27 protein-coding genes are annotated in these 25,705 nt (G+C 64.0%); 11 read left to right on the forward strand and 16 right to left on the reverse strand.

Translation table 11 applies throughout. From position 1 onward, the window contains the following. Nucleotides 1-24 precede the first annotated feature (24 nt). From AB0362_RS17455 to AB0362_RS17470, 4 genes are read right to left on the reverse strand one after another with little or no spacing between them, the layout of a single operon-like run. On the reverse strand, nt 25-828 hold the full coding sequence (locus tag AB0362_RS17455; RefSeq protein ID WP_366235976.1) for an HAD family hydrolase: 804 nt from the start codon (nt 826-828) through the stop codon (nt 25-27). After that, nucleotides 825-3,158 carry a phosphoribosyltransferase gene (locus AB0362_RS17460; protein ID WP_366235977.1) on the reverse strand — a complete coding sequence of 778 codons (2,334 nt, stop codon included), beginning with the start codon at nt 3,156-3,158 and terminating at the stop codon, nt 825-827. Before AB0362_RS17460 ends, AB0362_RS17455 begins: the two co-directional genes overlap by 4 nt. Continuing rightward, nucleotides 3,155-4,303 carry an HpcH/HpaI aldolase/citrate lyase family protein gene (locus AB0362_RS17465; protein WP_366235978.1) on the reverse strand — a complete coding sequence of 383 codons (1,149 nt, stop codon included), beginning with the start codon at nt 4,301-4,303 and terminating at the stop codon, nt 3,155-3,157. The genes AB0362_RS17460 and AB0362_RS17465 overlap by 4 nt, the downstream gene beginning before the upstream one ends. Before the next feature lie 23 nt (nt 4,304-4,326). Beyond that, complete coding sequence (locus tag AB0362_RS17470) at nt 4,327-5,412, reverse strand: hypothetical protein (protein WP_366236051.1); 1,086 nt, start codon at nt 5,410-5,412, stop codon at nt 4,327-4,329. Between the two features lie 220 nt (nt 5,413-5,632). On the opposite strand from AB0362_RS17470, the gene AB0362_RS17475 reads away from it, so the two are divergent. Both AB0362_RS17475 and AB0362_RS17480 read left to right on the forward strand, forming a co-directional pair. Beyond that, entirely contained in the window at nt 5,633-6,208 is a 576-nt protein-coding gene (locus AB0362_RS17475) for a TerD family protein (protein ID WP_027495074.1), read from the forward strand. A gap of 92 nt (nt 6,209-6,300) precedes the next feature. Further along, nucleotides 6,301-7,398, forward strand: coding sequence for a DUF475 domain-containing protein (locus AB0362_RS17480; protein WP_068048447.1), 1,098 nt, complete (start codon nt 6,301-6,303; stop codon nt 7,396-7,398). A 9-nt stretch (nt 7,399-7,407) separates the two neighbouring features. On the opposite strand, the gene AB0362_RS17485 is transcribed toward AB0362_RS17480, so the two are convergent. From AB0362_RS17485 to AB0362_RS17505, 5 genes are all read right to left on the reverse strand, one after another. Continuing rightward, the gene (locus AB0362_RS17485; RefSeq protein WP_149408094.1) at nt 7,408-7,773 is read right to left on the reverse strand and encodes a helix-turn-helix transcriptional regulator; all 366 of its coding nucleotides are present in this window, start codon (nt 7,771-7,773) and stop codon (nt 7,408-7,410) included. Nucleotides 7,774-7,900: 127 nt separating this feature from the next. Beyond that, on the reverse strand, nt 7,901-8,944 hold the full coding sequence (locus tag AB0362_RS17490) for a hypothetical protein (protein ID WP_366235979.1): 1,044 nt from the start codon (nt 8,942-8,944) through the stop codon (nt 7,901-7,903). After that, entirely contained in the window at nt 8,941-10,116 is a 1,176-nt protein-coding gene (locus AB0362_RS17495) for an ATP-binding protein (protein ID WP_366235980.1), read from the reverse strand. The genes AB0362_RS17490 and AB0362_RS17495 overlap by 4 nt, the downstream gene beginning before the upstream one ends. Then, complete coding sequence (locus tag AB0362_RS17500) at nt 10,116-10,814, reverse strand: response regulator transcription factor (RefSeq protein WP_366235981.1); 699 nt, start codon at nt 10,812-10,814, stop codon at nt 10,116-10,118. Before AB0362_RS17500 ends, AB0362_RS17495 begins: the two co-directional genes overlap by 1 nt. A 21-nt stretch (nt 10,815-10,835) precedes the next feature. Beyond that, nucleotides 10,836-12,239: a hypothetical protein gene (locus AB0362_RS17505; protein WP_366235982.1), complete on the reverse strand. Its 1,404-nt coding sequence runs from the start codon at nt 12,237-12,239 to the stop codon at nt 10,836-10,838. A gap of 162 nt (nt 12,240-12,401) precedes the next feature. Here AB0362_RS17505 and rpsF point away from each other — a divergent pair, with 162 nt between their 5' ends. From rpsF to AB0362_RS17540, 7 genes are all read left to right on the forward strand, one after another. Further along, nucleotides 12,402-12,689: a 30S ribosomal protein S6 gene (rpsF, locus tag AB0362_RS17510; RefSeq protein ID WP_008711385.1), complete on the forward strand. Its 288-nt coding sequence runs from the start codon at nt 12,402-12,404 to the stop codon at nt 12,687-12,689. A gap of 57 nt (nt 12,690-12,746) precedes the next feature. Continuing rightward, nucleotides 12,747-13,298: a single-stranded DNA-binding protein gene (locus tag AB0362_RS17515; RefSeq protein WP_037195207.1), complete on the forward strand. Its 552-nt coding sequence runs from the start codon at nt 12,747-12,749 to the stop codon at nt 13,296-13,298. 42 nt (nt 13,299-13,340) lie between these two features. Continuing rightward, complete coding sequence (gene rpsR / locus AB0362_RS17520; RefSeq protein ID WP_032396926.1) at nt 13,341-13,583, forward strand: 30S ribosomal protein S18; 243 nt, start codon at nt 13,341-13,343, stop codon at nt 13,581-13,583. A 14-nt stretch (nt 13,584-13,597) separates the two neighbouring features. After that, nucleotides 13,598-14,053: a 50S ribosomal protein L9 gene (gene rplI, locus AB0362_RS17525; RefSeq protein ID WP_032378698.1), complete on the forward strand. Its 456-nt coding sequence runs from the start codon at nt 13,598-13,600 to the stop codon at nt 14,051-14,053. Nucleotides 14,054-14,287: 234 nt separating this feature from the next. Further along, nucleotides 14,288-16,567 carry a bifunctional SulP family inorganic anion transporter/carbonic anhydrase gene (locus AB0362_RS17530; RefSeq protein WP_366235983.1) on the forward strand — a complete coding sequence of 760 codons (2,280 nt, stop codon included), beginning with the start codon at nt 14,288-14,290 and terminating at the stop codon, nt 16,565-16,567. A gap of 521 nt (nt 16,568-17,088) precedes the next feature. Then, entirely contained in the window at nt 17,089-18,483 is a 1,395-nt protein-coding gene (dnaB, locus tag AB0362_RS17535) for a replicative DNA helicase (RefSeq protein WP_032396923.1), read from the forward strand. A 77-nt stretch (nt 18,484-18,560) separates the two neighbouring features. Continuing rightward, nucleotides 18,561-18,818 (forward strand): DUF3297 family protein, encoded by a 258-nt coding sequence (locus AB0362_RS17540; protein WP_366235984.1) that lies wholly within the window; start codon nt 18,561-18,563, stop codon nt 18,816-18,818. Between the two features lie 42 nt (nt 18,819-18,860). Here the strand turns inward: AB0362_RS17540 and AB0362_RS17545 are convergent, their stop codons facing one another. The 6 genes from AB0362_RS17545 to AB0362_RS17570 form a co-directional block, all read right to left on the reverse strand. After that, a complete protein-coding gene (locus AB0362_RS17545; protein ID WP_366235985.1) occupies nt 18,861-21,041 on the reverse strand; it encodes a cation-translocating P-type ATPase in 2,181 nt (726 codons plus the stop codon). Nucleotides 21,042-21,060: 19 nt separating this feature from the next. Further along, nucleotides 21,061-21,345, reverse strand: a complete 285-nt coding sequence (locus AB0362_RS17550; protein WP_366235986.1) for a DUF1490 family protein — start codon at nt 21,343-21,345, stop codon at nt 21,061-21,063. 91 nt (nt 21,346-21,436) lie between these two features. Next, nucleotides 21,437-22,192 (reverse strand): class I SAM-dependent methyltransferase, encoded by a 756-nt coding sequence (locus AB0362_RS17555; RefSeq protein ID WP_366235987.1) that lies wholly within the window; start codon nt 22,190-22,192, stop codon nt 21,437-21,439. 23 nt (nt 22,193-22,215) lie between these two features. Then, on the reverse strand, nt 22,216-22,689 hold the full coding sequence (locus AB0362_RS17560; protein WP_366235988.1) for a GNAT family N-acetyltransferase: 474 nt from the start codon (nt 22,687-22,689) through the stop codon (nt 22,216-22,218). A 14-nt stretch (nt 22,690-22,703) separates the two neighbouring features. After that, a complete protein-coding gene (locus AB0362_RS17565) occupies nt 22,704-23,039 on the reverse strand; it encodes a hypothetical protein (RefSeq protein ID WP_366235989.1) in 336 nt (111 codons plus the stop codon). Between the two features lie 66 nt (nt 23,040-23,105). Continuing rightward, the gene (locus tag AB0362_RS17570) at nt 23,106-23,477 is read right to left on the reverse strand and encodes a VOC family protein (protein ID WP_366235990.1); all 372 of its coding nucleotides are present in this window, start codon (nt 23,475-23,477) and stop codon (nt 23,106-23,108) included. 148 nt (nt 23,478-23,625) lie between these two features. Here AB0362_RS17570 and AB0362_RS17575 point away from each other — a divergent pair, with 148 nt between their 5' ends. After that, the gene (locus AB0362_RS17575; protein WP_366235991.1) at nt 23,626-24,306 is read left to right on the forward strand and encodes a transketolase; all 681 of its coding nucleotides are present in this window, start codon (nt 23,626-23,628) and stop codon (nt 24,304-24,306) included. Then, complete coding sequence (locus AB0362_RS17580; RefSeq protein ID WP_366235992.1) at nt 24,306-25,205, forward strand: transketolase; 900 nt, start codon at nt 24,306-24,308, stop codon at nt 25,203-25,205. The genes AB0362_RS17575 and AB0362_RS17580 overlap by 1 nt, the downstream gene beginning before the upstream one ends. On the opposite strand, the gene AB0362_RS17585 is transcribed toward AB0362_RS17580, so the two are convergent. Continuing rightward, nucleotides 25,206-25,664 (reverse strand): DUF6194 family protein, encoded by a 459-nt coding sequence (locus AB0362_RS17585; protein ID WP_366235993.1) that lies wholly within the window; start codon nt 25,662-25,664, stop codon nt 25,206-25,208. It abuts the gene before it with no gap. Nucleotides 25,665-25,705: the final 41 nt, after the last annotated feature.

The raw sequence follows: 25,705 nt of genomic DNA on the forward strand, positions 1-25,705 counted from the left end.
TACGTCTGCCTCCCCGACGAACAGTTAGACGCGGCGCACGGCGGTTCGGTTCCGCAGCCACTCGAGAATTTCCTCGCTGGCCCGGACACCGGAGGACTCGGTGACGGTCAAACCGGGTCGAGTGAATCCGAGCAGCTCCAGTTCGCCGTGCCGCGGACGGATCGCGGCGTCGGCCGCGATGAGCATCTCGGCGTCGAGTGCACCGTCACCTGCGGCGAGGACTCGGGCGTCGGCGTCGAGGGTGCCGTCCTGTACCAGCCTGGTCCGAACCTCGGCCACCGCAGAGCTCTTGCACACCGCGTTGGGCATCGTGTAGATCTTGCGCCCCTGTTGCGAGACGTTCCAGTCCCTAGCGGCGCACCACTGCGACCACTCCGCGACGAAGCCCTCGGGCACGGCCGCCGTGTTCACCACCAGGTAGCAGAACAGGCCGTCGGCTTCGCGGTACTTCAGGACCCAGTCCTCGGAGACCCTCGATCTCAACTCGGCACCGATGCCGGCCAGGTTCAACTCGAACCCGTTGCGCCAGTGCATGTCCGGCTCGCCGTCGACAAGAATATTGCCGCCGTTGCTGGTGATGGCGTACCGCCACGGGGCACCTGGGAGTGCGATCCGCTGAAACTGCTCGATGGTACGTGTCGTGGTCGGCACCACCACAACATTCTCGCTCAACTCGCGCAGCAGAGAGATCGAACGAGAAGACATGTACGACAACGGCTTTCCCTCGTACAGCTCCACGCACTCGAACGAATCGTCCAGGGGCACACCGAGTGCGCCCTCGGAGAAGATCATCGTACGGTCGAGATCCACCGCGACGAGAGCGCTCACGACGCGTCCCCGCTCGACACGTTCTTGATCAGCCCCATACACGAATATGCGAGGTCGGGAACCACATCCACCGGCACTCCCCTGGCCGCGGCGAGCATCCTGATGTGTTCGTGCTCGGGCGCATCGGCCTCGCGCACCAGTACTCGCCACGGGACACGACGCAGCAGCACCCGAGTGGTTTCGCCGACGCCGGGTTTGACGAAATTGACGTGCGATATGCCGTACTCCTCGCGGACCTTCTCCACCGATGCCCAGCCGGACCACGTGGGCGTTCGGTCGGAGCCGAGAACCGCTGCTACAGAGGCATCGACCTCGTCCCGGACGTCCTCGAAACGGGCAGCGACGGTGTCGAGCAGGTGACGCGAGACGTCGTCGGGGGCGAGATCGGCGTAGTACTTCGCGCCGTGGAAGTCCCCGGGACGAATCAGACTGTCGTTGAGCACGGTTCGTGAAACCAGGCCCGACACAGTCGAGTTCAGACAGGCCGAGGCGATGAGGAAGTCGTCGCGGGTGCCGTAGGTGCGAGCGCAGTTGCCCGGATCGGCGAGCACGGCGAGGTCGTCGTCGAACTCGGCTCCGGGGAATTCGCGCAGCGCCGCGGTGAGTTCGCGAGCGATCGCGCCCTTGCCCGTCCAGCCGTCGACGAACACCACCGAGCGCGAATCGTGATGCTCGGCCAGGTAGCGCAAGGCGACGGCGTCGATGCCTCGATCGCGCACGATCGAGACGGCATAGTGCGGAATCTCGATGCCATGGGCTGCGAATGCCCAGCGGCGCATCAGAATTCCGACGGGTGTGCCCGCGCGGGCCAGGGACGCCAGTGCGATGTCGTGTCCGCGCTCGGCCAGCACGACCTCGGTGACGGTGCCGACCGCGACCGCCAGCCGTGACGCGCTCTCATGCAACACTTTCTCGAACAGTTCGCGGTAGGCAAGATCCGGTTGATACTCGACCGGAAGCGATTCGGCGTAGTGGGCTTCGCCTGCCTGAATGCGCTTCTCCCGCTCCTCGATTCCTGCTTCGAGTGAGACCGACGAGAGGTCCTTGAGCAGCCAGGTGACTTCCTCCGCTGCGTACGAACCGAAATCCGGCCCCCGCAGCGGACGTGCCCGCCGCGAGACTTCGAGAGCCACCGGGTCCGCGCCCGTGACGACGACCAGCAGCACGTCGGTACCCGAGGCGGCCAGGGTCTCGGCGGCTGCTGCCAGAGCGTCGGTGTCGGCGGGGGCGTCGGCGACGAGCACCAGTGTCGCGTCGTCCGGTCCGGACGCGTTGTAGAGGTAGCGCAATCCCGATTCGTCCTCGGGCGCAGTGAACTCGAAGCCGCGGCGCAGGGGGTAGCCGGGCACGTCGAGGACGTATGCCGGTGACCGTGTGGTGGTCTGGAACAGTGCGGTGTGCCCGCGCTCCTGCAATGCCGCCGCCAGTCGGAGCGGCAGGTACATGAGCTCCTCGTGGCCGATGACGACCACCGGTGCCGATCCGGGGAGCGAGGAGTCGACGGTGGCTGCGAGAGCATCGATCGCCGAGTCGAAACCGGCGGCGTCGGATCGGAGGAACCCGTGCCGGCCGCCGTCGGGCAAGGTTGCCGGCCACTGCGCATCGACGCGCCGAACCGAACCAGGCTGTGCAGCAACCGGATCGAACTCCGGATCGGGGAGGGCCAGTACCGTTTCCACCAGGCCTGGCTCGAGCTCAACCGATCCCTGCGCCAGGCTCACGTTGTCGATCCGAACGCCGAGTTCTGTTGCCACCGCCGCAGCTGCAGCGAGATGCTCGGTGGTGCGCATGTCCACCAGGGATGCGATGACGTAGTGCGCGCGGCCGGCGGATGCGTGAATCTGCCGAAGGGCATCGAGCGCGGTCGCTCCGGTCGAGATCTCGTCGTCGACGAGTATCAACGGTAGGTCGCCGGCCAGAAGGTCGGCCGAGGTGGGCATCAGCAGGTGGTCGGTGGCGTGTGAGTGACCCTCCTCGAACTCGCCGTGCACGGTCATGCCGGGAACGTGGCGACGCGTCGAGTGCAGGTAGCAGTGTGCGCCCAGAGCCGTCGCGACGGTATGGCCCAATCCGGTTGCAGTTTCGGCGAATCCGAGCACGTCGACATCGGAGCCGCCCACCGCGGTCTGCACCAGGGCGGCCAGTTCGTTGCCGGCGGAGATGACGACGTCCGGATCGACGGGTATGTGTTTGCCGAGCACCGTCGAGACCAACAGGTGGGCGCGGCGAGGGTTGCGACGCAGACCGGGCAGCACCAACTGTGTTGCCGTCCAGGACGACGACGAACCGGTGTCGGTGAGCACGATGCCGTCGGCCGGATTCGCGTTCATCGCTGTGCCAGTGCGGTCAGTAGATCCACGAACGTGATCCCCTCGTTGGTGACACCGAACGCCCTGGCGCGCACCACCGTCTGTTTCGCCCAATTGCGGTGCGGTCCCAGCTCGTTCATCTTGTTGCGGTAGCCGGATGCCTGGACGCCGCCCTGGTCGGAAGAGAGAATGTCGAGTGCGTCGTGGTATTCCTCGTGCGTCACCGCGGACAGCGCGTGCACGGCAGGCACGTGCGAGGGGTGGATGACGGTCTTGCCCTGAATGCCGTTCGCGCGGTCGAGTGCCACCTCGCGCAGGAGGGCGTCGAGGTCGCTGCTCACCAGTTGCTGGCGAAAGCGCACGGCCTCCTGATCGACGAACGGCGTCTGGCGCAGCAGCGGGCGGAACATGCGTTCGTGGTCTGCGAAGTACTCCCACACCGGTCCGGTGATGACGAAACCCGATCCGTCGTAACGACCCAGGTGATTGACGATGGCGCTGATGACGTCGGCGACGACGCGGACGTCGTAGATCGTCAGGTCGCGGTCGCGGCGGATGCCGAAGGTGCCGCACATGTCGGTGGCCCCGATTCGCACCGCCAGCACGGTGTCGCGGTACGCACCGAGGAGTTCACGGATGGCAACCAGTTCCGCGTCGCGTGTCTCCCGGTGCACCACTTCCGTGGATTCGAGGACGGGCATGGCGAACAGACGGGTTCCGTGCGTCGCGGACGCGGCGACGATCTCGTCGAGGAACTCGGCTCCGCGTGCTGCCGTGAACTTCGGTACGACGAATCCGGCGAGCCCGGCGGCACCGTGGTTCAGGCCGGCGCAGATGCTGCGGATGTGCGCGGCGGTGCGAGCTCGAACGAACACCAGTGATCCCGAACCCGAGAGTTCGTTCAGAGTTCGTACGGTGTTGGCCAGCGCTTCTTCCAGATTATGGTCCGCCACAGCGTCTTCGAGATCGATGACGATGGACCGAACCCCCTCGTCGGTGCGTTTGTTCACCGTCGCGGTCAGGTCGGGACGCGTCGCCGGGATGTACAGCGTCGCTCCGAGAGCCGTTGCCACGAGGTCGTTTCCGTCGCTCGTCTCGATGTCCTCCGGCTGCAGGAAGAACACTCGTTCACGGGTGTCTGCGTCGAGATGGCGAAAGTGTTGCACCACTGTCCTTCGTGTGAATGTGATCAGTGCGAGGTACGCATGCGGTCGATCACGCCTGCGATGAAGTCCGAAATGGTATCCAGATCCTGCAGATATGACCAGTAGTCGGGGTGGGTACCCGACAGGGCTGTGCTCGCCCTGTCGATCCGGGCGAGCTGAGCATCCAACACCGAGCCCCATTCGGCAACCAGACCACGGTTGACCGCGAGTTGTTGGGCGTCACGAAGTTTGAACCGCACTTTGTTCTCGGTCTGTTTCGGATCGGCTTTGACCGCGCGCAGTAGACGAACTCGGTCGGTGACCGCGTCGACCAGTTGTTCGGCATCGCTCAGGTGTTGGCGTGCCTGGGTCACCAGATCCAACGAGTGTTCGGGATTGCCCGCGTCGAGTGCAGAACGCGCTGCGCTCAGATCCTCGTCGGCCTGCTCGATGTGGCGCGCACTGGACCGTTCGTTGCGAGAGAGGTCCGCCGAGCTCTTGGCGTTGAACTCCCGCAGCAAGCTCGAGAAGGCCGGGGCAATGCCCTCGGATCTCGTTCGCACGGCTTCGATTCGGGTGCGCACCGAGGTCAGTGCCGTTCGGGCCTCCTGAAGGCGGCCCGGGGCCGAGTTCACTGCAGCACGCAGTGCGGCCGCCCGCTCGCGGACCAGGGCGGCGTGCTCTCGGGCGCGCAGGGGGTCGCGCTGATCGGCCTGCAATTGCGTTGTCGCCGAATCGAGTTCGCGCCACGCCTGCCGGAGTGAGGGGTAGCCGGCAAACTGTTCGTCGACGGTCGATCGGGCTGCGTCGGCCTCGGCCAGTGCGTCCTGGACCAACCGCGGGGTCGCGGCGAACTGAGCGGAGGACTGCTCGAGGGTGTCTCGGTGGGCGTCGTAGAACCGATCCACAGCCGAGCTGGCGTCGTGCAGAAGCGCGGTCGCTCGGTCGAATGCCGATCTGGCGGCAGGAGTGGTGATTCCGTCGAACTGATCGACGGCGGCGAGGTAGGCGGCTCCGGCGTCGAAACATTGCTTCTCGGTGTCTGCCCACCGGCTCGCGAGTCGATCCTGAGGACGCAGTGCGGTGGAGGCCTCGACTCCCGCCGAGGCGATGGACTGACGTTTGTCCATGTCGAGGAACGCGGCGACAGCGTTGTCCTGGGAACGACGCGCGGCGGCGTCGGATTCGGTACCCCGGCGGAACACCCCAGGCCAGCGACTTGTCACCTGCTCGATAGTACTGACGGGAACCCTGGCGATGTCGTACTCGTTGGCGGAGTACGTCCAAGAACCGGACATTCCCACTACGGTTGAACCCGTAACGGGAAACCAATTGCGAAAGGACCTCTCCATGGGCGTCAGCCTCAGCAAGGGTGGCAATGTCTCGCTCACCAAGGCAGCTCCGAACCTGACCGCGGTCGTGGTCGGTCTCGGATGGGACATCCGCACGACGACCGGCACCGACTTCGATCTCGACGCCAGCGCCATCGCTCTGAACTCGACGAAGAAGGCCTTGAGCGACGGGCACTTCGTGTTCTTCAACAACCTGAAGTCTCCGGACGGCTCCATCGAGCACACCGGCGACAACACCACGGGTGAGGGCGACGGAGACGACGAGCAGATCAAGGTCGATCTCGCCGCAGTACCGCCGGAGATCGAGACCATCACCTTCCCCGTGTCGATCTACGATGCGGACGCACGCTCGCAGTCGTTCGGTCAGGTGCGCAACGCGTTCATCCGCGTCATCAACCAGGCCGACAACTCCGAGCTCGCTCGCTACGACCTCAGCGAGGATGCCTCCACCGAGACCGCCATGGTCTTCGGTGAGCTGTACCGCAACGGCGCGGAGTGGAAGTTCCGCGCAGTCGGTCAGGGTTACGCATCCGGACTCGCAGGAATCGCCCGCGATTTCGGGGTAAACGTGTAGTAAAGGCCCTCTCAAGATTGGGAGTACCCCCGCCTCGTCATTCATGATAGGCGGGGGTTTTTCCGTCTTTAGTCTCGAGAAGGGCCACGCCTGTGGTTGTGAAGATCTTCGGATGGTCGATCGCGGTCACCATCGTGTCCGTGATCGTGGCTTTCCTGTACGGCGGGATCGAGGCGATGATCCTCGTCCTCATCCTCGGCGTGCTCGAGGTGTCGTTGTCCTTCGACAACGCCGTCATCAATGCCACTGTGCTGCGACGCATGAGCGAGTTCTGGCAGAAGATCTTCCTCACCATCGGCATCATCATCGCGGTGTTCGGCATGCGATTGCTGTTCCCGCTGGTCATCGTCTGGGCCGCGTCCGGTCTGGGCCCGGTGGCGGCACTCGATCTGGCACTGAACCCGCCCGCCGACGGCGCCGCGACCTTCCCGGACGGGTCGCCGAGTTACGAAACTCTGCTCACCGACGCGCATCCGCAGATCGCCGCGTTCGGTGGCATGTTCCTGCTGATGTTGTTCCTCGGCTTCATTTTCGAGGATCGCGAGATCACCTGGTTGAGCTGGCTCGAGAAGCCCCTCGCCCGGATCGGCCGCCTCGATCAGCTCTCCGTGGTCGTCGCAGGCCTGCTGTTGGTACTGAGCGCCGAGTTCCTGGCCGAGGACGACAAGATCTCCACCGTCATGGTCTCGGGTGTGCTGGGCATGATCACCTACATTTCGGTCAACGGACTCGGTGAGCTCTTCCACGTCGAGGAAGAGGGCGAAGAGTCCTCGGGCGGACCGAGCGAACTGGCGAAGGCGACGGGTAAGGCCGGATTCTTCCTGTTCCTCTACCTCGAGGTGCTCGACGCGTCCTTCTCGTTCGACGGTGTCATCGGTGCCTTCGCCATCACCGCCGATCCCATCATCATTGCGCTCGGCCTCGGCTTCATCGGCGCGATGTTCGTCCGCTCGATCACGGTGTTCCTGGTCCGCAAGGGAACGTTGTCCGACTACGTGTACCTCGAGCACGGTGCGCACTGGGCGATCGGCGCGTTGTCCATCATCCTGCTGGTCTCGATCGGTGTGCACATCAACGAGCTGATCACCGGCTTCGTGGGAATTCTGTTCATCGGAGCCGCCCTGCTGAGCAGCATCCGACGCAACAAGCGTCTGGAGAACGAAGGCGTGGAGACCGCAGTCAGCGTCTGACCGACGGGCTCACAGCTCCGAGATATCGACCAGCCCGTCCTGCAGGGCCCGTGCGACGAGGGCGGCTTTGGTCGGTGCCGGGCGCCCGACCGAGGTGTACTTGGCCCGGATTCGGGTGAGGTGTGTGTTGACCGTGCCGAGCGAGAGAAACAGTGTCTTCGCCACTTCGGTCTTCGAGTCGTGTCGAATCCAGCAGAGCAGCACCTCGATCTCGCGGCCGGTCAGATCCGGTCGCGGCGGGAACGGGCTCGGGGCGGCCGGGACAGGGTGAATCTGCATCGCAGGCGGAACCAAGCTGATGGGCCCACGTGAACGGTGCGTCGTCGGGACTCCCGCGTCGTCCGCGGAGGGCAAGGGTTCGAGCAGTGCAGACATCAATTCTCCCGGACGCCGTAGTGGGTTGAGACCAACTAAACCAATGGGAATGATTCTCACAGGTAATTCGCAGGTTTTCTGCCCTGACTATTAGGGGCATTGAACCGTCAACCGTCCGATGAGCGTGTCACGAAGCTACGACAGACTGCCGGCCGTCGGCATCGAGTTCGATCCGCACGTCGGCGCTCAAGTCGCTGACCAGGATGGATACGATCCTCGCGCGGCCGGGCGGCAGTATCCGAGCGGTCACCACTCCGCTCGTCGAACCCCTGAGTGCGTCGGAAACCGCGGTGCTCACCCGCGTCGACACTGTGGGATGAACCACAGCAAGTCCGCCGTCGTCGAGCAGAACCACCTGCACTCCCCGTGCCCGGGCAGCCCGCGCCTGCGCGGCGACCTCGTCCGTCATCAGTCCCGGTGCCCTCAGTCGATCCCGCAGAGCTGCCTCGAGAAGTCCGCAGGCCTGACGCTCCGCGGCATCGAGATCGGATCCGCTCGCGATCTTCTCCAGCAACGGGCGGGCGAGATGATCCAACTGCTCGAGTTGGCGATCTCTCTCGTCGAGGCCGGCCGAGGTCGCGGCGTCCTCTGCCGCGCGGCGACGAGATTGAGCCCGGAGCTCGAAGACCGCCGCGGCCGTGGAGCGAAACGTCAGTGCGAAGAACGTCGCCATCACCAATGGGGCGAAGCTGATGACCGACATCGCGACACCGGCCATCGGGCCCTGGCCGGTGGCGGCCGACCAGACAGTGCACACCGCGACCACCGCGGCCATCGCCACCCAACCGAGGACAGTGCGCCCCCGCACACTGACGAACCCGCACAGGGCGACCGCAGCGCTGAGCGGCCAGGTCTGCAGCCCGTTCGCGACCGGTACCGAAAGCTGTGACAACACAACGGCTGTGGCAACGGGAGCCGATGCGCTGATGGCCGTCGCCCACCCGACCCCGAGCGGATCGCCTGGCACGGCCGCCAGTGCGAACGCCGCGAATGCCACCAGCAGCACCGCCGCTTGCACCACCCAGACGCTCTGCACGCCCTCCGAGGCGGTGAAGTTCATCAACGAGTAGGTGCCGAAGAAGGTCGCGGCGACTCCGTACGCGCTGGCGGTGTTCATTCCGAGGAAGGCCCGGACGTCGCGATCGGCGTCGACAGCGGGGTCGTCGGTCATGTCGCGTCCACCGGGGACCGGTACGTCAGCGTGACCGTGGTGCCGTGGCCTGGTGTCGACGTCACCTCGGCCGATCCGCCCTGCAGCTGACGCATGCGACCTCTGATGCTGACAGCGAGACCCAGTCGGTGCGGGGCAACCGACCCGGGGTCGAAGCCGTACCCGTCGTCGCGGACGTCGATGCGCACAGAGTCGGAGTCGACGCGAACGTGCACCTCGCGCTGCGCGCGATCACCCGCATGTCGGACGCTGTTTCGCAGCGCTTCTGCGGCGCTCGCCGACAGCGCGCGCACCGCCTCCATCGGCAGTGTCGAATCCTGCGACACCGCATCGGCATCGATGACCACGTCGTCGTCCACTTCGGTCAGCGCAGATCGGAGGTAGGCGAGGAAGCTGTCGGGTCCTACGGGTTCGGTCGAGGAGATGCCCGCACGCAACCGATCCAGCCGGGCGAGTGCCGTGGTTGACTGAGCGGTCAGCGCCGGACTGTTGCCCACGCGCGCGGCCGAGAGCAGCGTCGACATGACGTCGTCGTGGATCAATGCGTCGAACCGTTCGCGCTCGACCGATCTCGCAGCGCTCGCTGCTGCCGTGGCGGCCTGAGATTCTGCGGCGACTCGCGTCGTATCGAGCAGCCGACCGGTTCGGACCACCAATGTCACTGTGACAGTGAAGATTCCGCAGAAGACGATGCCGAAGACGATGTCCGAGAACAAGGGAACGTTGCCGTGGTCGATTCGGCTGAAATAGTTGACGACCTGCCCGAAGGAGGCGACGAACAGTAGGTACGCGAATATCGCACGATTCGACCACGCGATCGCCGTCGTCACCGAGATGAGACCGGGGAACACAGCGATCCAGGCCGATTCGGTCAATCCGAGTGCCGGGCCCTCGAAGGCCGGAAGCCAGAGCACCTGCCCGGAGAGATACGCGACGGCCATCGCCGTGACGAGAGCGCGGATGCGGCGCATGCTCCACCGGAACGACGCGAACGACAGGCAGAGAGCCGGGCCGAAGATCGAACACACGAACAGTGGGGTGTACCAGGGTTGCAGCCGATCGAACTGCGACAGGATCTGCGGTCCCAGCAACACCAGATAGGCGAACGCGCCGGCACTCGCGAAGCGAGCCATGTAGCGCGAGAGGCGTTCCTCTGCGCTCGGACCCTGCATCAATCCTGCGGAGGTAGTTCGGGCATCGGCAGCCAGCCGTCCTCGACCGCTCGCTTGTACAGGTCGGTTTTCGTCGGTGCCGGACGCCCGGCCTCGGCGTATTTGTTGCGGATCCGCACCAGGTAGTCGTTGACGGTCTGCTCGGACAATCCGGCGAGGCGGGCAACGCGTCCGGCCTTCTCGCCCGACGCGTAGAGGGCGAGTACCTCGCGCTGACGCGGACTGAGCCCGACGTCGGGAAGCTGCGGATCGCCGTCGATCGCGGCAGCCCAATCCGTCGTGACGACCTGCCCGCCGCTCGCTGCGCGTCGGATCGCGGAGACGATCGCCGCCGCGGGGGCGGACTTTCGGACCACGCCGAGCACACCTGCACGGGCTGCCGAACGAACGAGAAAGGCGTTCTCGGCTCCGGTGTAGACGAGGACGCGCGCGCCGGCGGCGTGCAACTGCTCCACGTTCGAGCGGGGTGACGAACCGTCACCCAGACGAAGATCGAGCACCACCAGATCGAGTGTCGGCTGTTGGGCGAGCAGCTCCGCGACCGTGGCGGCGGTGGACACCAAGTCCAGGTCGGGTTCGTCTGCGAGCATGGCCTTGAGTCCGAGCGCTACCGATTCGTGGTCCTCGACGAGGCCGACGCGTCGTACTTCGGTGGTTAGTTTCTCGGTGTTCTCCTGCGATTGCGACACCTGTGTCATGTCCCCGCCCCGCCCTACGTGCTACTGCCCCGGTGATGTTGTCAGCGATATCGTTGCTGGTCGGGGCGATGATACAGACGCCTGGTCGGTTTCGCCCGGGAACGGAACCCGCATCCGAGCTCGGAGGAAGAGCACGAAGAACACCAGCAGCAGCAGCGCTCGTCCCCACACTCCGACGAGAACGAAGAACTCTTCGTCGGTGGCATCGGCCCCCGAGGCCAACGCGGCGAAGTACTTGAAGACGCCGATTCCCATCGACAGATCGACGACCAGATACGCGGCGACGAGCCCCCACGGGACCCGAAGCAGCACCAGGAAGGGCAGCAGCCACAGCGTGTACTGGGGCGAGTGCACCTTGTGCAGCAGCATGAAACCGCACAGCATCGATCCGCTGACCGCGACCCACGGGTACGTCCCGACGACCTTCGCGCGACGCCATCCGAGCCACAGCGCGAGAGCGAACGCGGCGAACACCAGCAGCGGCGACGCCACGTCGACCACGTTCTGGAAGGAGGCCTCGGCCTCGGCGTAGGCATCGGGATTCATCTGGTCGTTGATGTAGAAATGGCGCAATCCCCAGTACCAGATGGAGTTGGTCGTCAGGTCTGCCTGCCGCAGCGACTGGAACGTGAACGACGCCCGCCATCCTTCGTAACCGAGCACCGCGAACGGCAGATTCACTGCGACGACCGTGCCGATGGCAGCGCCGGCCACCATCAGGCCGCCGCGGATGTCCCAGCGAGCTCGGACGGTGTCGGCGGACTCGCGTCCATCGATGCCGCCGGTGACCACGTACGCGATCAGGGGCAACACGAATGCTCCCGGATAGAGCTTGAGGCAGAAGCCGACGGCCAGCAGCACCGAGGCGAGAATCGCCTTGCGTCGCAGCGGCATCGGCAGCGTCATGACGAATATCGCGCCGACGGCGGTGGCCACGACGGGAAGCTCCCAGTTGTGGAAGGCGTACATCACCAGAGGCGGGCCGATCGACCAGAGCAAGGCGGGCCAGCCTGCCATCCGGCCGAGCATCCAGGCGGTGAGCAGACCGAACGGCGCGAGAATCAACGCCGAGGTCAACAGGAACTGTGCATCGGTGTGGGCCGGAATGGCTCCGAGCCACATCAGCAATCCACTGAGGACCGGGTACTCCACCGTTCCGCCCGTGAGGATTCCGTCGCTGGTGATGGCCCCGTGAATGTACGGAAAGATGTGATTGTCGATGTCTCGGCCGAGCCACAGGAATTGGATGTCGGAGTAGCAGACCGAGGAATCCTTGATGGCGTCGAACATCGTGCTGCGACCGGAGGCGTCGAACGGCGCGACCGCGCATCGGGCCTTGTTCAGATAACCCAGAATCAATCCCACCGCAGCCATCGCGACGACCACGACGACCGTCATCGGATTGGCGCGGACCCCGGATCGCATGGTGCAAGACTATGACGCGCGAACGCCGGACCGTGCGCCCGACGCGAATTAGCAGGTCAGGGCCCGCCTCGTGTATCTTCGAGGGGTTGCTGACGCAACGACCCTCCTGCCACGGACAGTCCGTGGCCGTTTTCACTAGTCCACAGGAGGTGATGAGGTCTTATGCGTCATTACGAATTGATGGTCATTCTCGACCCCAATCTGGACGAGCGCACTGTCGCTCCGTCGCTCGATACGTTCCTCAACGTCGTTCGCAAGGATGGCGGCACCGTCGACAAGGTCGATGTGTGGGGCAAGCGTCGTCTGGCCTACGAAATCCTCAAGCATGCCGAGGGCATCTACGCCGTTGTGAACCTCAACGCCGAGCCTGCCACGGTCAGCGAGCTGGATCGTCAGCTCGGACTCAACGAGTCCGTTCTGCGCACGAAGGTCCTGCGACAGGGCAAGTAATTGTCGTTGCCCGCCTCTAGGCTGGCATCTACAACGCTTACTACTGAAAGAGGAACCATGGCAGGCGAGACCGTCATCACCGTCATCGGAAACTTGACGGCTGATCCAGAACTTCGATTCACCCCCGCCGGTGCGGCGGTTGCCAACTTCACGGTTGCATCCACCCCGCGCACATTCGATCGTCAGACGAACGAGTGGAAAGACGGCGACGCGCTCTTCATGCGCTGCAACATCTGGCGCGAGGCAGCGGAGAACGTTGCCGAGAGCTTGACCCGAGGCTCGCGAGTGATCGTGAGCGGACGGCTGCGGCAGCGCTCGTACGAGACGCGTGAAGGTGAGAAGCGGACAGTCGTCGAGCTCGAAGTCGACGAGATCGGACCTTCACTTCGCTACGCCACCGCAAAGGTCAACAAGGCCAATCGCGGTGGAGGTGGCGGCGGAGGCGGCTTCAACTCCGGCTCCGGCTCCGGTTCCTCCGGCGGATCGGGCGGCGGCCGCTCGAACTCCTCGTCCAACTCCGGTTCCGGCGGAGACGATCCCTGGGGCAGTGCCCCGGCGGCGTCGGGCTCCTTCGGCGGACGTGGCGGAGACGAAGAGCCACCGTTCTAGATCCTTCGATCGAGAACAACCAGATGTAACGGAGAAAGACCCATGCCCAAACCGCCATTGCGCGACAAGGTGCTCAAGAAGAAAGCGTGTTCCTTCTGCAAGGAAAAGAACACGTCGATCGATTACAAGGACACGACGTTGCTGCGTAAGTACGTCAGCGATCGCGGAAAGATCCGTGCTCGCCGTGTCACCGGCAACTGCGTCCAGCATCAGCGTGACGTGGCCGTTGCCGTGAAGAACTCGCGTGAGGTAGCACTGCTGCCCTACGCCGCGACGGCTCGATAGAAAGGGCGATTGGTATGAAACTGATCCTCACCGCTGATGTGGACAACCTCGGTGCGCCTGGCGACACCGTAGAGGTCAAGGACGGCTACGGCCGTAACTTCCTGCTGCCCCGCGGATTGGCCATCCAGGCCACCCGTGGAGCTCAGAAGCAGGTCGACGGCATCCGCCGCGCTCAGGAAGCTCGTGCCGTCCGCGGCCTCGAGCACGCCAACGAGCTCAAGCAGGCCATCGAAGGCCTCGAGGCCGTCACGCTGTCCGTGAAGACCGCGGGCGACTCGGGCAAGCTGTTCGGCTCGGTCACCGCGTCGGACGTCGCTTCTGCTCTGAAGGCTGCCGGTGGCCCGGTCGTCGACAAGCGCAGCATCGATCTGCCGAAGGCTCACGTCAAGAGCACGGGCAAGCACGACATCGTCGTGAACCTGCACCCCGACGTGACCGCGAAGTTCAAGCTGGAGGTCGTCGGAAGCTGATTTCAGCTTTCGGCCCGTTTCGGTCGTACAAAGCCCCACGAACCCTGGGTTCGTGGGGCTTTTTCGTGTCTTCTCACAAAGATCAACTGTCGCAATGGGTTCCGATTTGTGAAGCATCTCTCTTCGGAGGTTCGTGAGCAAAGCTTTGCGTACTCTTTAGGCGGGGCGACATCGAACATCATCACCAACTGGATCCACCCGACCTGACGCCTAGACGCCCGGAGGAACGCTGCCGTGACCACGACCGTGGAACCCGATTCCGACCCCAGTCCCGAGGCCCGACCCGAGCCGCAGTCTCGCGTCGGGTCGATCCTGAAATACGACGTACCGGCCTCGTTGGTCGTTTTCCTTGTGGCAGTACCACTTTCGATCGGTATCGCCGTCGCCTCCGGTGCCCCGATCATGGCCGGCCTCATTGCCGCCGTGGTCGGCGGAATTCTCGCCGGCATACTCGGCGGATCACCGTTGCAGGTCAGTGGGCCCGCTGCGGGACTGACCGTGGTGGTTGCCGAGCTGGTCAACCAATTCGGTTGGGGCGTAACGTGCGCGATAACGGTGCTGGCCGGTGCTGTGCAGATCCTGCTGGGAATGAGCCGGATTGCGCGCAGTGCGCTGGCGATCTCGCCCGTGGTGGTGCACGCCATGCTCGCCGGAATCGGTATAACCATTGCGCTGCAACAGATTCACGTACTTCTCGGCGGTGAATCCGAAAGCTCCGCGGTTCAGAACGTCCTCGCCATTCCCACGTCGGTCGCCAACGGCCAATGGCCGTCGATCATCGTCGGCGGAATCGTGGTCGTGCTCATGTTCGGCTGGCCGCGATTGGCTGGAGTGTCGGGCGTGATGGCGAAGATCACGAAGGTGCCGGCTGCGCTGGTCGCGGTGGTCACCGCCACTGCGGTCTCGATCTTCTTCTCCCTGGATGTCGAGCGAATCGAGTTGCCCGGCAACCTGATCGAATCGCTGAGCTTTCCGATCATGCCCGACGGGCAGTGGAGCGCCTTCGCGACCGGCGTCATCACCATCGCGTTGATCGCCAGCGTCGAGAGTCTGCTCTCCGCGGTGGCCGTCGACAAGATGCACAGCGGTGAGCGCACCAACTTCGACCGGGAACTGATGGCGCAGGGCGCGGGCAACATGGCCTCCGGTGCCATCGGCGGTCTGCCGATCACCGGCGTGATCGTGCGCAGTGCCACCAACGTCAAGGTCGGTGCCAAGTCCCGTGCGTCGGCGATTCTGCACGGCGTGTGGATTCTGATCTTCTCGGTGCTGTTCATCTCGATCGTCGAATTGGTTCCGTTCGCCGCACTCGCCGGATTGCTGGTGATGATCGGTGTGCAGCTGATCAAGTTGGCAGACATAAAGATCGCCAACAAGACCGGAGACATCGCGGTCTATGCAGTGACGGTTGTCGGCGTGGTGGCACTCAACTTGCTCGAGGGCGTGCTGATCGGTTTGGCACTGTCGATCGTTCTCGTGCTGCGCCGTGTGGTGTGGGCGAAGGTTCGCGCAGAGGAGACGGTCGACGGCACCTGGCGCGTCACCACCGAGGGGTCGTTGAGTTTCCTTGCGCTCCCTCGATTGACACACGTACTGTCCACCGTCCCCGCAGGCACCGTCGTCACCGTGCATCTGGGAGTGGATTTCCTCGATCATGCGGTGCACGACGCTCTGAACGAGTGGATCCGTCAGCACGAACTCGGCGGCGGCACGGTGAGAGTCGAGGAAGTGGGCACGGCGTCGATGGCAGCTGCTGCCGAGGGGCCGCCCAAGGGGGGATCTGCGACGGTACGCAGCTCGTTGGCACCGTGGCGGGCATGGCAACTGAAAAGCGATGTAACACAGGATGATTCACCTGTCGCGCTGCGGGCGGTCTTGAGTGGTGTTGCCGAGTATCACCGCACCCACGCGCCCAATATTCGACCGCACCTCGAGGGTTTGACCGAGTCTCAGGATCCCGACACGCTGTTCCTCTGCTGCGTGGATTCGCGCGTGATGCCGAACACGATCACCAGCAGCGGACCTGGCGATCTGTTCACGGTCCGAAACATGGGCAACCTCGTGCCTGCCCAGGGGCAGGACTGCTCGGTGGAGGCAGCGCTGGCCTTCGGTGTCGATCAACTGGGCACCTCGTCGGTGGTGGTGTGCGGACACTCGGGCTGCGGTGCCATGAAGGCGGTGCTGAGTGGACCGGAGAACGCCGAGGACGAGTCGGTGGCGGAATGGCTGGGTCATGCCATGACGAGCTTGGATGCGTACCGCAGCGGGCACGTGGTGGGCCGTCAGGCGGCAGAGCTCGGCTTCGGGGAGGCGGACCAACTCGCGATGGTGAACGTGGCGGTGCAGTTGCAGACGCTCACCCGTCACCGGGTCGTCGGCCGAGCCAATGCCGAGGGGCGGTTGCGCATCACCGGACTGTTCTTCGACATTCCCACGGCACGAGTGCTTCAGATCGGTACCAAGGAGGTCACCGTGCTGGACCCGGCGATGTGCCCGCAGGAGATCGGTAGCTGAGCTTTCGTCAACAGTATCGAGGGGCCCGATTCCGAGCGTGGAATCGGGCCCTTCGCGCGCAAACGGGACACTGGTCTGTTTCTGTGAGTCATCCCAGCCACTGTGACCTGGTTCACCCCCGGGTTCACCTGGTATTTACTCAACACGCCCGAGCTGTCAATTCGGCCGACACGCCGATCCAGAATCGATGCACAGGAAGAAAACTTTATGTACATGCCCTGACCTGCCGAAAAGACCGAAACTCGGAAAGTTATACCCAGGTTATCCCCAGACGGTCAACACGGTTGTTCAAGACCATCCACATTTCGTGCACAGGTTCATCCACAGGCCGTGTTGTGACTCCTGCCGATAGCGCTTAACGTCCGTGCAGCGTCTCTCTCGATGCCGTGCAGCGGCGACGAGACAGTGCGAATCCGGTGCCGAAAAAGCTTGTCGGTGCCCGGGGGTAGAACTTGCTACACAGCACCGCCGGGTGATAGCCGACGATGCCGACGACAATGGGGAGAGGACGGCCGGTTCGCGTGGCAGTTGTGGACGATCGAGGACAGTCCGACTACTCCGGCCCCTCGTCCAGCGAGGGGCCCGGCGAGGATTTCGGTCGCCAGCCCCCACAGGACATGGCCGCGGAACAGTCCGTTCTGGGCGGCATGCTGCTGAGCAAGGACGCCATCGCAGACGTGCTAGAGGTGCTTCGTCCCGGCGATTTCTACCGGCCGGCCCATCAGAACGTGTACGACGCGATCCTCGACCTCTACAGCCGCGGTGAGCCTGCCGACCCGGTGACCGTATCGGCCGAGCTGGATCGTCGCGGGGAGCTCAAGCGCATCGGCGGCCCGCCGTACCTGATCACTCTCACCCAGACCACGCCGACGGCAGCCAACGCCGGGTACTACGCCGAGATCGTCGCCGAGAAGTCGATTCTGCGCCGGCTCGTACAGGCCGGCACCCGCATCGTGCAGTTCGGTTACGCCGGAGCAGACGGGCAGGACGTCGCCGAGGTCGTCGACCGCGCGCAGGCCGAGGTCTACGAGGTCACCGAGCGCCGCACCTCCGAGGACTTCCTCCCCCTCGAGGAACTCCTGCAGCCCACGATGGACGAAATCGACTCCATCGCCAGCCGCGGCGGCATATCCTTGGGCGTACCAACAGGATTCGCCGAACTCGACGAAATCACCAACGGCTTGCACCCGGGTCAGATGATCATCGTCGCGGCGAGGCCTGGCGTGGGTAAGTCTACCCTAAGTATGGATTTCATGCGTTCGTGCTCCATCAAGCACGGCATGCCCAGTGTCATCTTCTCTCTGGAGATGAGTCGTACCGAGATCGTCATGCGCCTGTTGTCCGCCGAGGCGAAGATCAAGCTCGGCGACATGCGTTCGGGAAAGATGACCGACGACGACTGGACCAAGCTGGCCCGTCGAATGAGCGAGATCAGCGAAGCGCCGTTGTTCGTCGACGATTCTCCGAACCTGACGATGATGGAAATCCGAGCCAAGGCGCGTCGCCTCAAACAGCGCAACGGTCTGAAACTCATTGTGGTGGACTACCTTCAGCTGATGTCGTCCGGCAAGAAGGTCGAATCCCGTCAGCAGGAGGTCTCGGACTTCTCGCGTCAGCTCAAGCTGTTGGCGAAGGAACTCGAATGCCCGGTGGTCGCGGTCTGCCAGCTGAACCGTGGTCCTGAGCAGCGAACCGACAAGAAGCCGATGGTCTCGGACCTTCGTGAGTCCGGCTCACTCGAGCAGGACGCCGACATGGTGATTCTGCTGCACCGCCCCGACGCGATCGAGCGCGACGACCCCCGCGGCGGTGAGGCCGACTTGATTCTCGGCAAGCACCGTAACGGTCCGACCGCGACGATCACCGTGGCACACCAGCTTCACCTGTCCAGATTCGTGGACATGGCGCGGGGCTAGGGGTCATCAGCGCGGGATCGCGTATTCTCGCTGTGAATCAACCGAGCACCTGACGCCGCATTCGACGAAAGTGATCCATGCCCGAGGACCAGAACACAGACGTTCCACCGAATCACCTCTCGATCGATCCGCGGAGCCCCTTCTACAACGAAGAAGTTCTTCAGCGGGACGTGGGTATTCGCTTCAACGGCGTCGAGAAGACCAGTGTCCGTGAATACAACGTGACCGAGGGTTGGGTGCGAGTCGAAGTCCCCACCGCGAAGGATCGCTTCGGAAATCCCATGCTCGTCAAGCTCAAGGGCACGGTCGAACCGTACTTCCGCGGCGCGAAGTAGCGGACTTCGTCGAGTACCTCGATCGCGTTCGGGCGCTATTGATCAGATTCGGTATCGGATCAGTCGTGAGCTATTGCCCACCACCGCGACCGAGGATGCGTTGTGCAGAATCGCGGCGAGCACCGGAGACAGTGCTCCGCCGGCGCTGACCACGAGGCCCAGTGCATTCACAGCGATCGACATTCCGTAGTTCTGCCGGATGACGGACACCGAATGTCGGCCGAGATCGCGAACGTCGAGCAACCGTGTCAGGTCGTCGCTGGCCAGCGCTACATCGGCCGTCTCGACGGCAACATCGGTGCCCGCCAAGCCCATTGCGATTCCGATATCCGCGACGGCGAGGGCGGGAGCGTCGTTGGTGCCGTCTCCGACCATCGCGACGACGTAGCCCTCTTCTTGTAGCTTGCGGACGGCTTCGAGTTTGTCGTCGGGCATCACCTCGGCTCGCCACTCGGCAATGCCCAGTTCGGAGGCTACGGCCGCAGCGGTCTCGGGGTGATCTCCGGTGAGCATGACGATGCGTTGCACACCGTCGGCGCGAAGGGCGTCCAATACTTCAAGAGCATTCGACCGGACCTCGTCGCGCAGGCTGATCAACCCGACCAACACCCCGTCGACTGCGAGCAGCAATGGGGTCTCGGCCTGACGCTGAAGTCGCGAAACCCAGTCGGCTGCATACTCGGACACGTCGACGTTCTCGCTGCGCAGCAGCGAAGGACTGCCCAGCAGCAAGGTCCGGCCGTCTGCGACGGTGCGCATGCCGAGACCGACGAGCACCTCGCATTCCTCGTGCGGAGGAATGACGATATGGCGTTCCTCGGTGCTGCGAATCACAGCCTCGGCCAACGGATGTCGAGAGTGGATTTCGGAACTGGCCGCGTACGCCAATACCTGCTCCGGTTCCCAATCGTCCTGAAACGACACGACATTGGTGACGACGGGACGCCCGACGGTGAGGGTTCCGGTCTTGTCGAACACGAAGGCATCGACTCTGCCTGCTTGTTCCAGATGCGATCCGCCCTTGATGAGAATGCCTCGGCGAGCACCGTTTCCGATAGCGGCGCTGATGGCCGTCGGAGTCGACAAACCCACCGCGCACGGGCATGCGACGAGCAGCATGGTCATCGCTCGTCGGACATCGCGGGTGACAACGAGCGTGAGGGCCGACAGGATGAACGACGCGGGTACGAACCGGCGTGAGAAGTTCTCTCCCACAGTCTGAATCGGGGCGCGGTCTTCCTGCGCTTCCTCGACACGGGAAATGATGCGGCCGATCGTCGTATCGCGGCCCACCGCAGACGCGCGGATGACGATGCGGCCACGAACCACGACGGATCCAGCATGGATGCGGTCGCCTGCAATGATCGATACCGGCAGTGTCTCACCAGTGATCGCCGACTGGTCGACCACCGCGTCCCCGTCGACGACGGTCCCGTCCACCGGAACACCGACGTGATCGTGCACGACGACCTCGTCGCCGATCTCCAGCCGATCGACGTCCACGGAGATCTCGGAACCGTCGGGTAGCCGGATCCACGCGGTGTCCTGCGTGCCGGTCAGGAGATCGGAAATTGCCCGACGAGTGCGCTTGAGGGTCAGCTCCTGCAGGTATTCGCCGATGTTGAGCAGCCACAGCACGGTCAGGGCCACGACATTCTCGCGGAGTACGAGACTTGCCACAGTGGCAGCGCTGACGAGCGCGTCGGTGCCGGCGGACCGGTTTCCGGCCAGCGAGCGCAGCGCTCCCTTCAGGAATGGATAGCCGGTGAAGATGGTGGCTCCGGTGGCTACGACACGGCTGGTGGGGCCGAGGATGGGTGGCCGCCGGAAGGCATAGCGACGGAAGCCGAGCAGGACCAGCGCGGCCCCGCCGATGGTCATGCGCAGGACGTCGCCGTTGTTGACGTCCGCAGACCGTGGGCTACGGACTGGTACGAGTCCCCAGTCGGTGGTGCGACCGGCGTTCACTGCGTCGAACAACTCGGCCCGGTCGATGCGGGAGCGGGAGTACCAGACCACAACCGATGCGGTGCGGGGATACGCGTGGACAGCCCGCACGCCGCGAATCTTGTCGACGTGGTCTTCGACGGCGACCGCGCGACCCGGACTGGACCGCAGCCAGTCGACGTGGAGCCGCATGCGGCCGGCTGCGTCGGACAGGATTTCGATGCCATCCGCGCGGTCGGGAGCCGCATCGAGCGAGTGTTCGACGAGCGTCGTCATAGTCGGCGTGCTGTCGCGCTCAGTGCGAGTGGCCGTGGCCGGCTTCGGTGGCCGAGGGTGGCGGTACCTCTTCGCCGAGTCGGTCGCGTGCCTCCGCAACGACATCGGACACAGCCAAACGCGCTGATTCGGCGTGGATTTCGGCTTTTCGTGCGGCGCGGAGACCGAGTTCGGTTGCCGATACCGCAGCCTTGCGGACGGGAGCCTTGTCGTACAGCTTCTTGGCACCGTTGTATGCGGCGACGCCGACTGCGCCTGTTACGACCGTCGATACTGCCTTCGCGACGATGATCGGAAACGCCATGTTGTAGCTCCTCGCATTCGAACCTGACCCACTTATTGGGAATCGTATTCGTTTTGTTCGGCTGTGGCGACTTCCGGGGTTGCGGGAAGCATCATCGGATCGGCATCGTGGTGCGGAACGCTCTGGTCACGTAGGGAAGGTCGATCGTCGTCGAGCCGTTCAGGCCCAGTTCGTCGAACAGTGCGGCGAGATCCTGGTCGATGCGGTTGCGCTCATCGGCGGTGGCAGTGATGTAGAAGCTGCGCGACCGAACCAGGTCGGTCAACTGGGACCGAGTCACCGTCCGCGACCACGTCCACCGCTCCTCGTCGAGCTGATGGAACGGTTCTGCGATCGGCGGTGGACCGTCGTCGAACATGGTCAGGGCTCCACCGCGCGAGACCACCGAGTTCAGTCGCCGAACCCACGGCTGCGATTCGTCGCGAAGGTTCCAGATCAGTCCCAGGGTGCCGCCCGGGCGAAGAACCCGGCCGATCTCGCGTGACGCGGCCGCTGGCTCGACCCAGTGCCAGGCCTGTCCGAGCAGAACGGCATCCACGCTTCCGTCTTCCAACGGGAGGGACTCGGCAGTGCCGACGTGGGCGGAAACGCCGGGCACTGCGTCGCGCAGGGCGTCGAGCATGGCGGGATCAGGGTCGACGGCGACGGCATCGCACCCTGCAGCGACGAGGATGCGGGTGAGCTTGCCGGTGCCGGCTCCGACGTCGGCGACAAGAGGACGCCTGCCGACCTCGAGAACGGGTTCCAGCAGCCATTCGACCGCGGCCGACGGGTACTCGGGGCGAGCAGATTCGTACACGTCGGCGACGGTCCCGAACGACGTCGAGCTGTTATCTCGGCTAACCATATAGCCAGGTTACATCTCCTGCGTCAGTTCAGTTCGAGTTCGTAGTAGAGAGCCTTCGGTCCCTCGCCGCGGCCTTCGTGGCAGTCGAACCCACGCTTTTCGTATACGTGTCGCGCCGCCTCGTCGTCCTCGGAGGTATTGAGGTCCATGTAGGTGGCACCCCTGCCGCGCGCGTGCTGGATGACGTCATCGAGAAAGGTTGTGCCGTAGCCCTTCCCGCGAAGACCGGGCTGGATGTAGAACTCGGCGAGGTAGGCCTCGAGGTCTGCGCTCAGCGTGCCGGTCCGAAAGCGCAGTACCGCAACACCGATGGCAGGAGTCCCGAATGTCAGCACGCTGGTGTCGGCCGACTTCACCAGAGTGTCGAGATGTGCTGCAAGCCAGTCGGGCTCGGGCACCGGGTAGTCGTACTCGCGATTGAAATCGATCAACAGCTTCGCAGCCTCGATGAATTCGGCGGGATTCTGGACGGCACGTGTACCGCTGACCGATGGCATCGACTTCTCCCCCGTCAGTGACCCGGTTGAACGAGATTCTTCGCATCGAGCAGTCCGAGACCGGGATGCATCTCTCGTAGCGCTTTGATGGCGTGGACAGTTCTGCCGGATTCTGCGACCACCGCGTCGACATCCTCGGCGGGTACGGCCTCGGGCCCGATCTTCTCCGGGGACGTCCGGGGTCGGCTCTCTCCGAACCAGATGAACGGACCGGCTACAGCCAGCACAACCAGCTTCGACCAGTTCCAGGCAGAAGGATCGGACACAAGGTCGCTGATGGTCATGAACGCGAGCGCAGCCAGCAACGCGGCAAGCCCGTATCGCTTCCAGGGGCGTTCTTTGGCCTTCATGCCTTTCATGCTGTCACCGCACCCCGGTATGGGCAACGACTCAGCGTCGCAATTCGATACCGCCAGTCAACCGTCGTACACCTCCGTGGTGATGCAGAAGGGGTGGCCGGCGGGGTCGAGGAGAACGCGCCAACGGGGGTCAGGCTGGTCCGCCGCCTCGGTCGCTCCGCATTCGACTGCGTAGGAAACAGATCCCGCGAGGTCCCCTCCCGCGTCCAGGTCGAAGTGCACGATCGGCGTCGACGGCCACACGGGCGGAATGTAGTTCGCTACTTTCTGCGCAACGATATTCAGGCCTGCCTGCGTGCGTATGCCCGAGCTCGACGGGTTCTCCCACAACAGCTCTCCACCGAGTAGGGCGAGGTAGAAGCGAGCCAGCTCTGCCGGCTCGGTGCAGTCGATGGACGTCCCCGCTACAGCGAGGTGTGTTCGCGGCATGTCTGGAGACTACGGGCGGTGGTGCGCGCAGTGTCCACGATTCCGCTCGAGAATCTGGAAAGCGCCTCGGAGCGCAAACGTTGGACACCCACCGCACCACCCACAGAGCTCTTGACCTCGAGTGCGCTCGAGGTTGCAGGGTGGGGTCATGCAAAGGACTTACGGCGAGTTGCCGCAACTCATGACATTGATGACGGGCGACGAAAAGCACAGCACCAGTGCCACTTCGACGCTGGATGTGCTGTGGGTGCTGTACTCCGACATATTGCGGCTCGATCCTACGAATCCCGATGACCCGAATCGTGATCGGTTCTATCTGTCCAAGGGGCATGGCCCGATGGCGTACTACGCCGTGCTAGCGGCACGTGGATTCTTGACGCCCACCGAGCTCGCGTCGTTCGGCAGCCACCACTCTCCGCTGGGTAATCATCCGGACCGCACGCTCATTCCCGGGGTCGACATCGGATCCGGATCTCTCGGTCATGGTCTGGCGCTGGCCGCTGGAACTGCTGTCGCGCTGCGGATTCAGAAGTGCATCGCCCGAGTCTTCGTGCTGATCGGCGACGCGGAACTCGACGAGGGCAGCAATGTGGAGGCCATCCAATTCGCTGCGCGGTCCGATTTGGGCAATCTGACCGCCGTGGTGATCGACAACGATTCTGCCGGTCTGGGTTGGCCCGGAGGCATCGCCTCGCGGTTCGCCGTCGAGGGGTGGCTCACCTCTGACGTCGACGGTCGAGACCACAGTGCTCTTCGCCAGGCGTTTCGCGCCGATCACGCAGGCCGTCCACATGTGGTGGTCGCTCACGTCGAAAAGAAGGAGAGCTGATGAGTGCATCGCTGGATCAACGCGAGTACTTCTACAGTCTGGTGCCCCGATTGTTGGCGCAGAACGAGCGAACAGCGTTGGTGCTGGCGGAGATCGGAGTCGGATATCTCGAACCACACCTCACCCCCGATATTCGATCGCGGGTGATCAACGTCGGGATTCGAGAGCAGGCGATGATCGGTGTCGCCGGTGGTCTGGCCCTGGCCGGAATGCGGCCGATCGTGCATACCTTCCCGCCGTTTCTGATCGAGCGACCCTTCGAGCAGGTGAAGCTCGATCTGGGGCACCAGGGCGTCGGTGCCATCCTGGTGAGCTCCGGGGGGTCCTACGGATGGCCGCAGGGCGGCGAGACACATTTCGGTCAGCGAGATGTCGCACTCCTCGACACGCTGGGCGAGTGGACCGTCCACATCCCCGGTCACATAGACGAGGTCGAGTGGATGCTGCACAGCGCGGCGGCCACCGACGATCGCGTGTACATCAGGCTCGACGGGGTGTGCAACGATCGCCCGTACGGACGGTCCGACGGGATGTTCACCGTTCTGCAGCAGGGTAATTCGGGAACCGTCATCTCCGTCGGACCGATGACGGACCGAGTTCTGGCCGCGGCGTCGGGGCGCGACCTGACGGTGCTGCATGCGTCGTCGATCAGGCCCTTCGACAGTGCCACTCTACGAGAGACGCTGACGGCACCGGACATCATGATCGTCGAGCCGTATCTCGCGGGAACGTCTGTGCTGCAGGTCGATCGGGCCATGGCCGATGTGCGTCATCGGGTGCTGGGAATCGGGGTGGAGCGCGGAGAGCGTCGCAAGTACGGCACAGTGGCCGAACACGATCGGGTCAACGGCCTGGACGTCGAAGGGCTGTCCCGATCGATGGACGACTTCTTCGCGTGATCAGCCCTGGCGTCGTTCGTATCTGCTCTTGGCAACGTGGTAGGCGGAGTCCAGTAGTTCCCGAATGTGTGTCTCGGTCTGCGCTGACGGGTTGACCACCGAAAGCCAACCGGCGGTGCCGTACTGAGGGTGGGCGGCGATGACATCGTCGCTGTCGGCCTGGGGTGCGTGGGCCGCCTCACGGGGCGGCACTCCCAGGATCTCCTCGAATTGCTGCTTTCCTGCAACGATATTGACGCGGAACGCGCCTGGCCTATTCAGTTGGGACAGCTCGTCACCCGGGTAGTTCTTGGTCACGATGGTTGCGAACGGCTGCGTCGTCGGGATCGTCCCGTCGGGTGAGTAGTAGAAGAACGCATCGCCCCAAGCAAGTTCGGGAGTTCCATCACCCTCTCGTGGGCGCTGCGTCACGGTGCCCTCGAAGCTTGCGACCACGTTCACGATGTCGTCGAGTGTCATTCATCGATCGTCACATGTTCGGTAGCTTCTGCCCAGAGTTC

Origin of the sequence: Rhodococcus sp. NPDC079359 (assembly GCF_040702585.1) — a bacterium.
GTDB lineage: Bacteria > Actinomycetota > Actinomycetes > Mycobacteriales > Mycobacteriaceae > Rhodococcoides.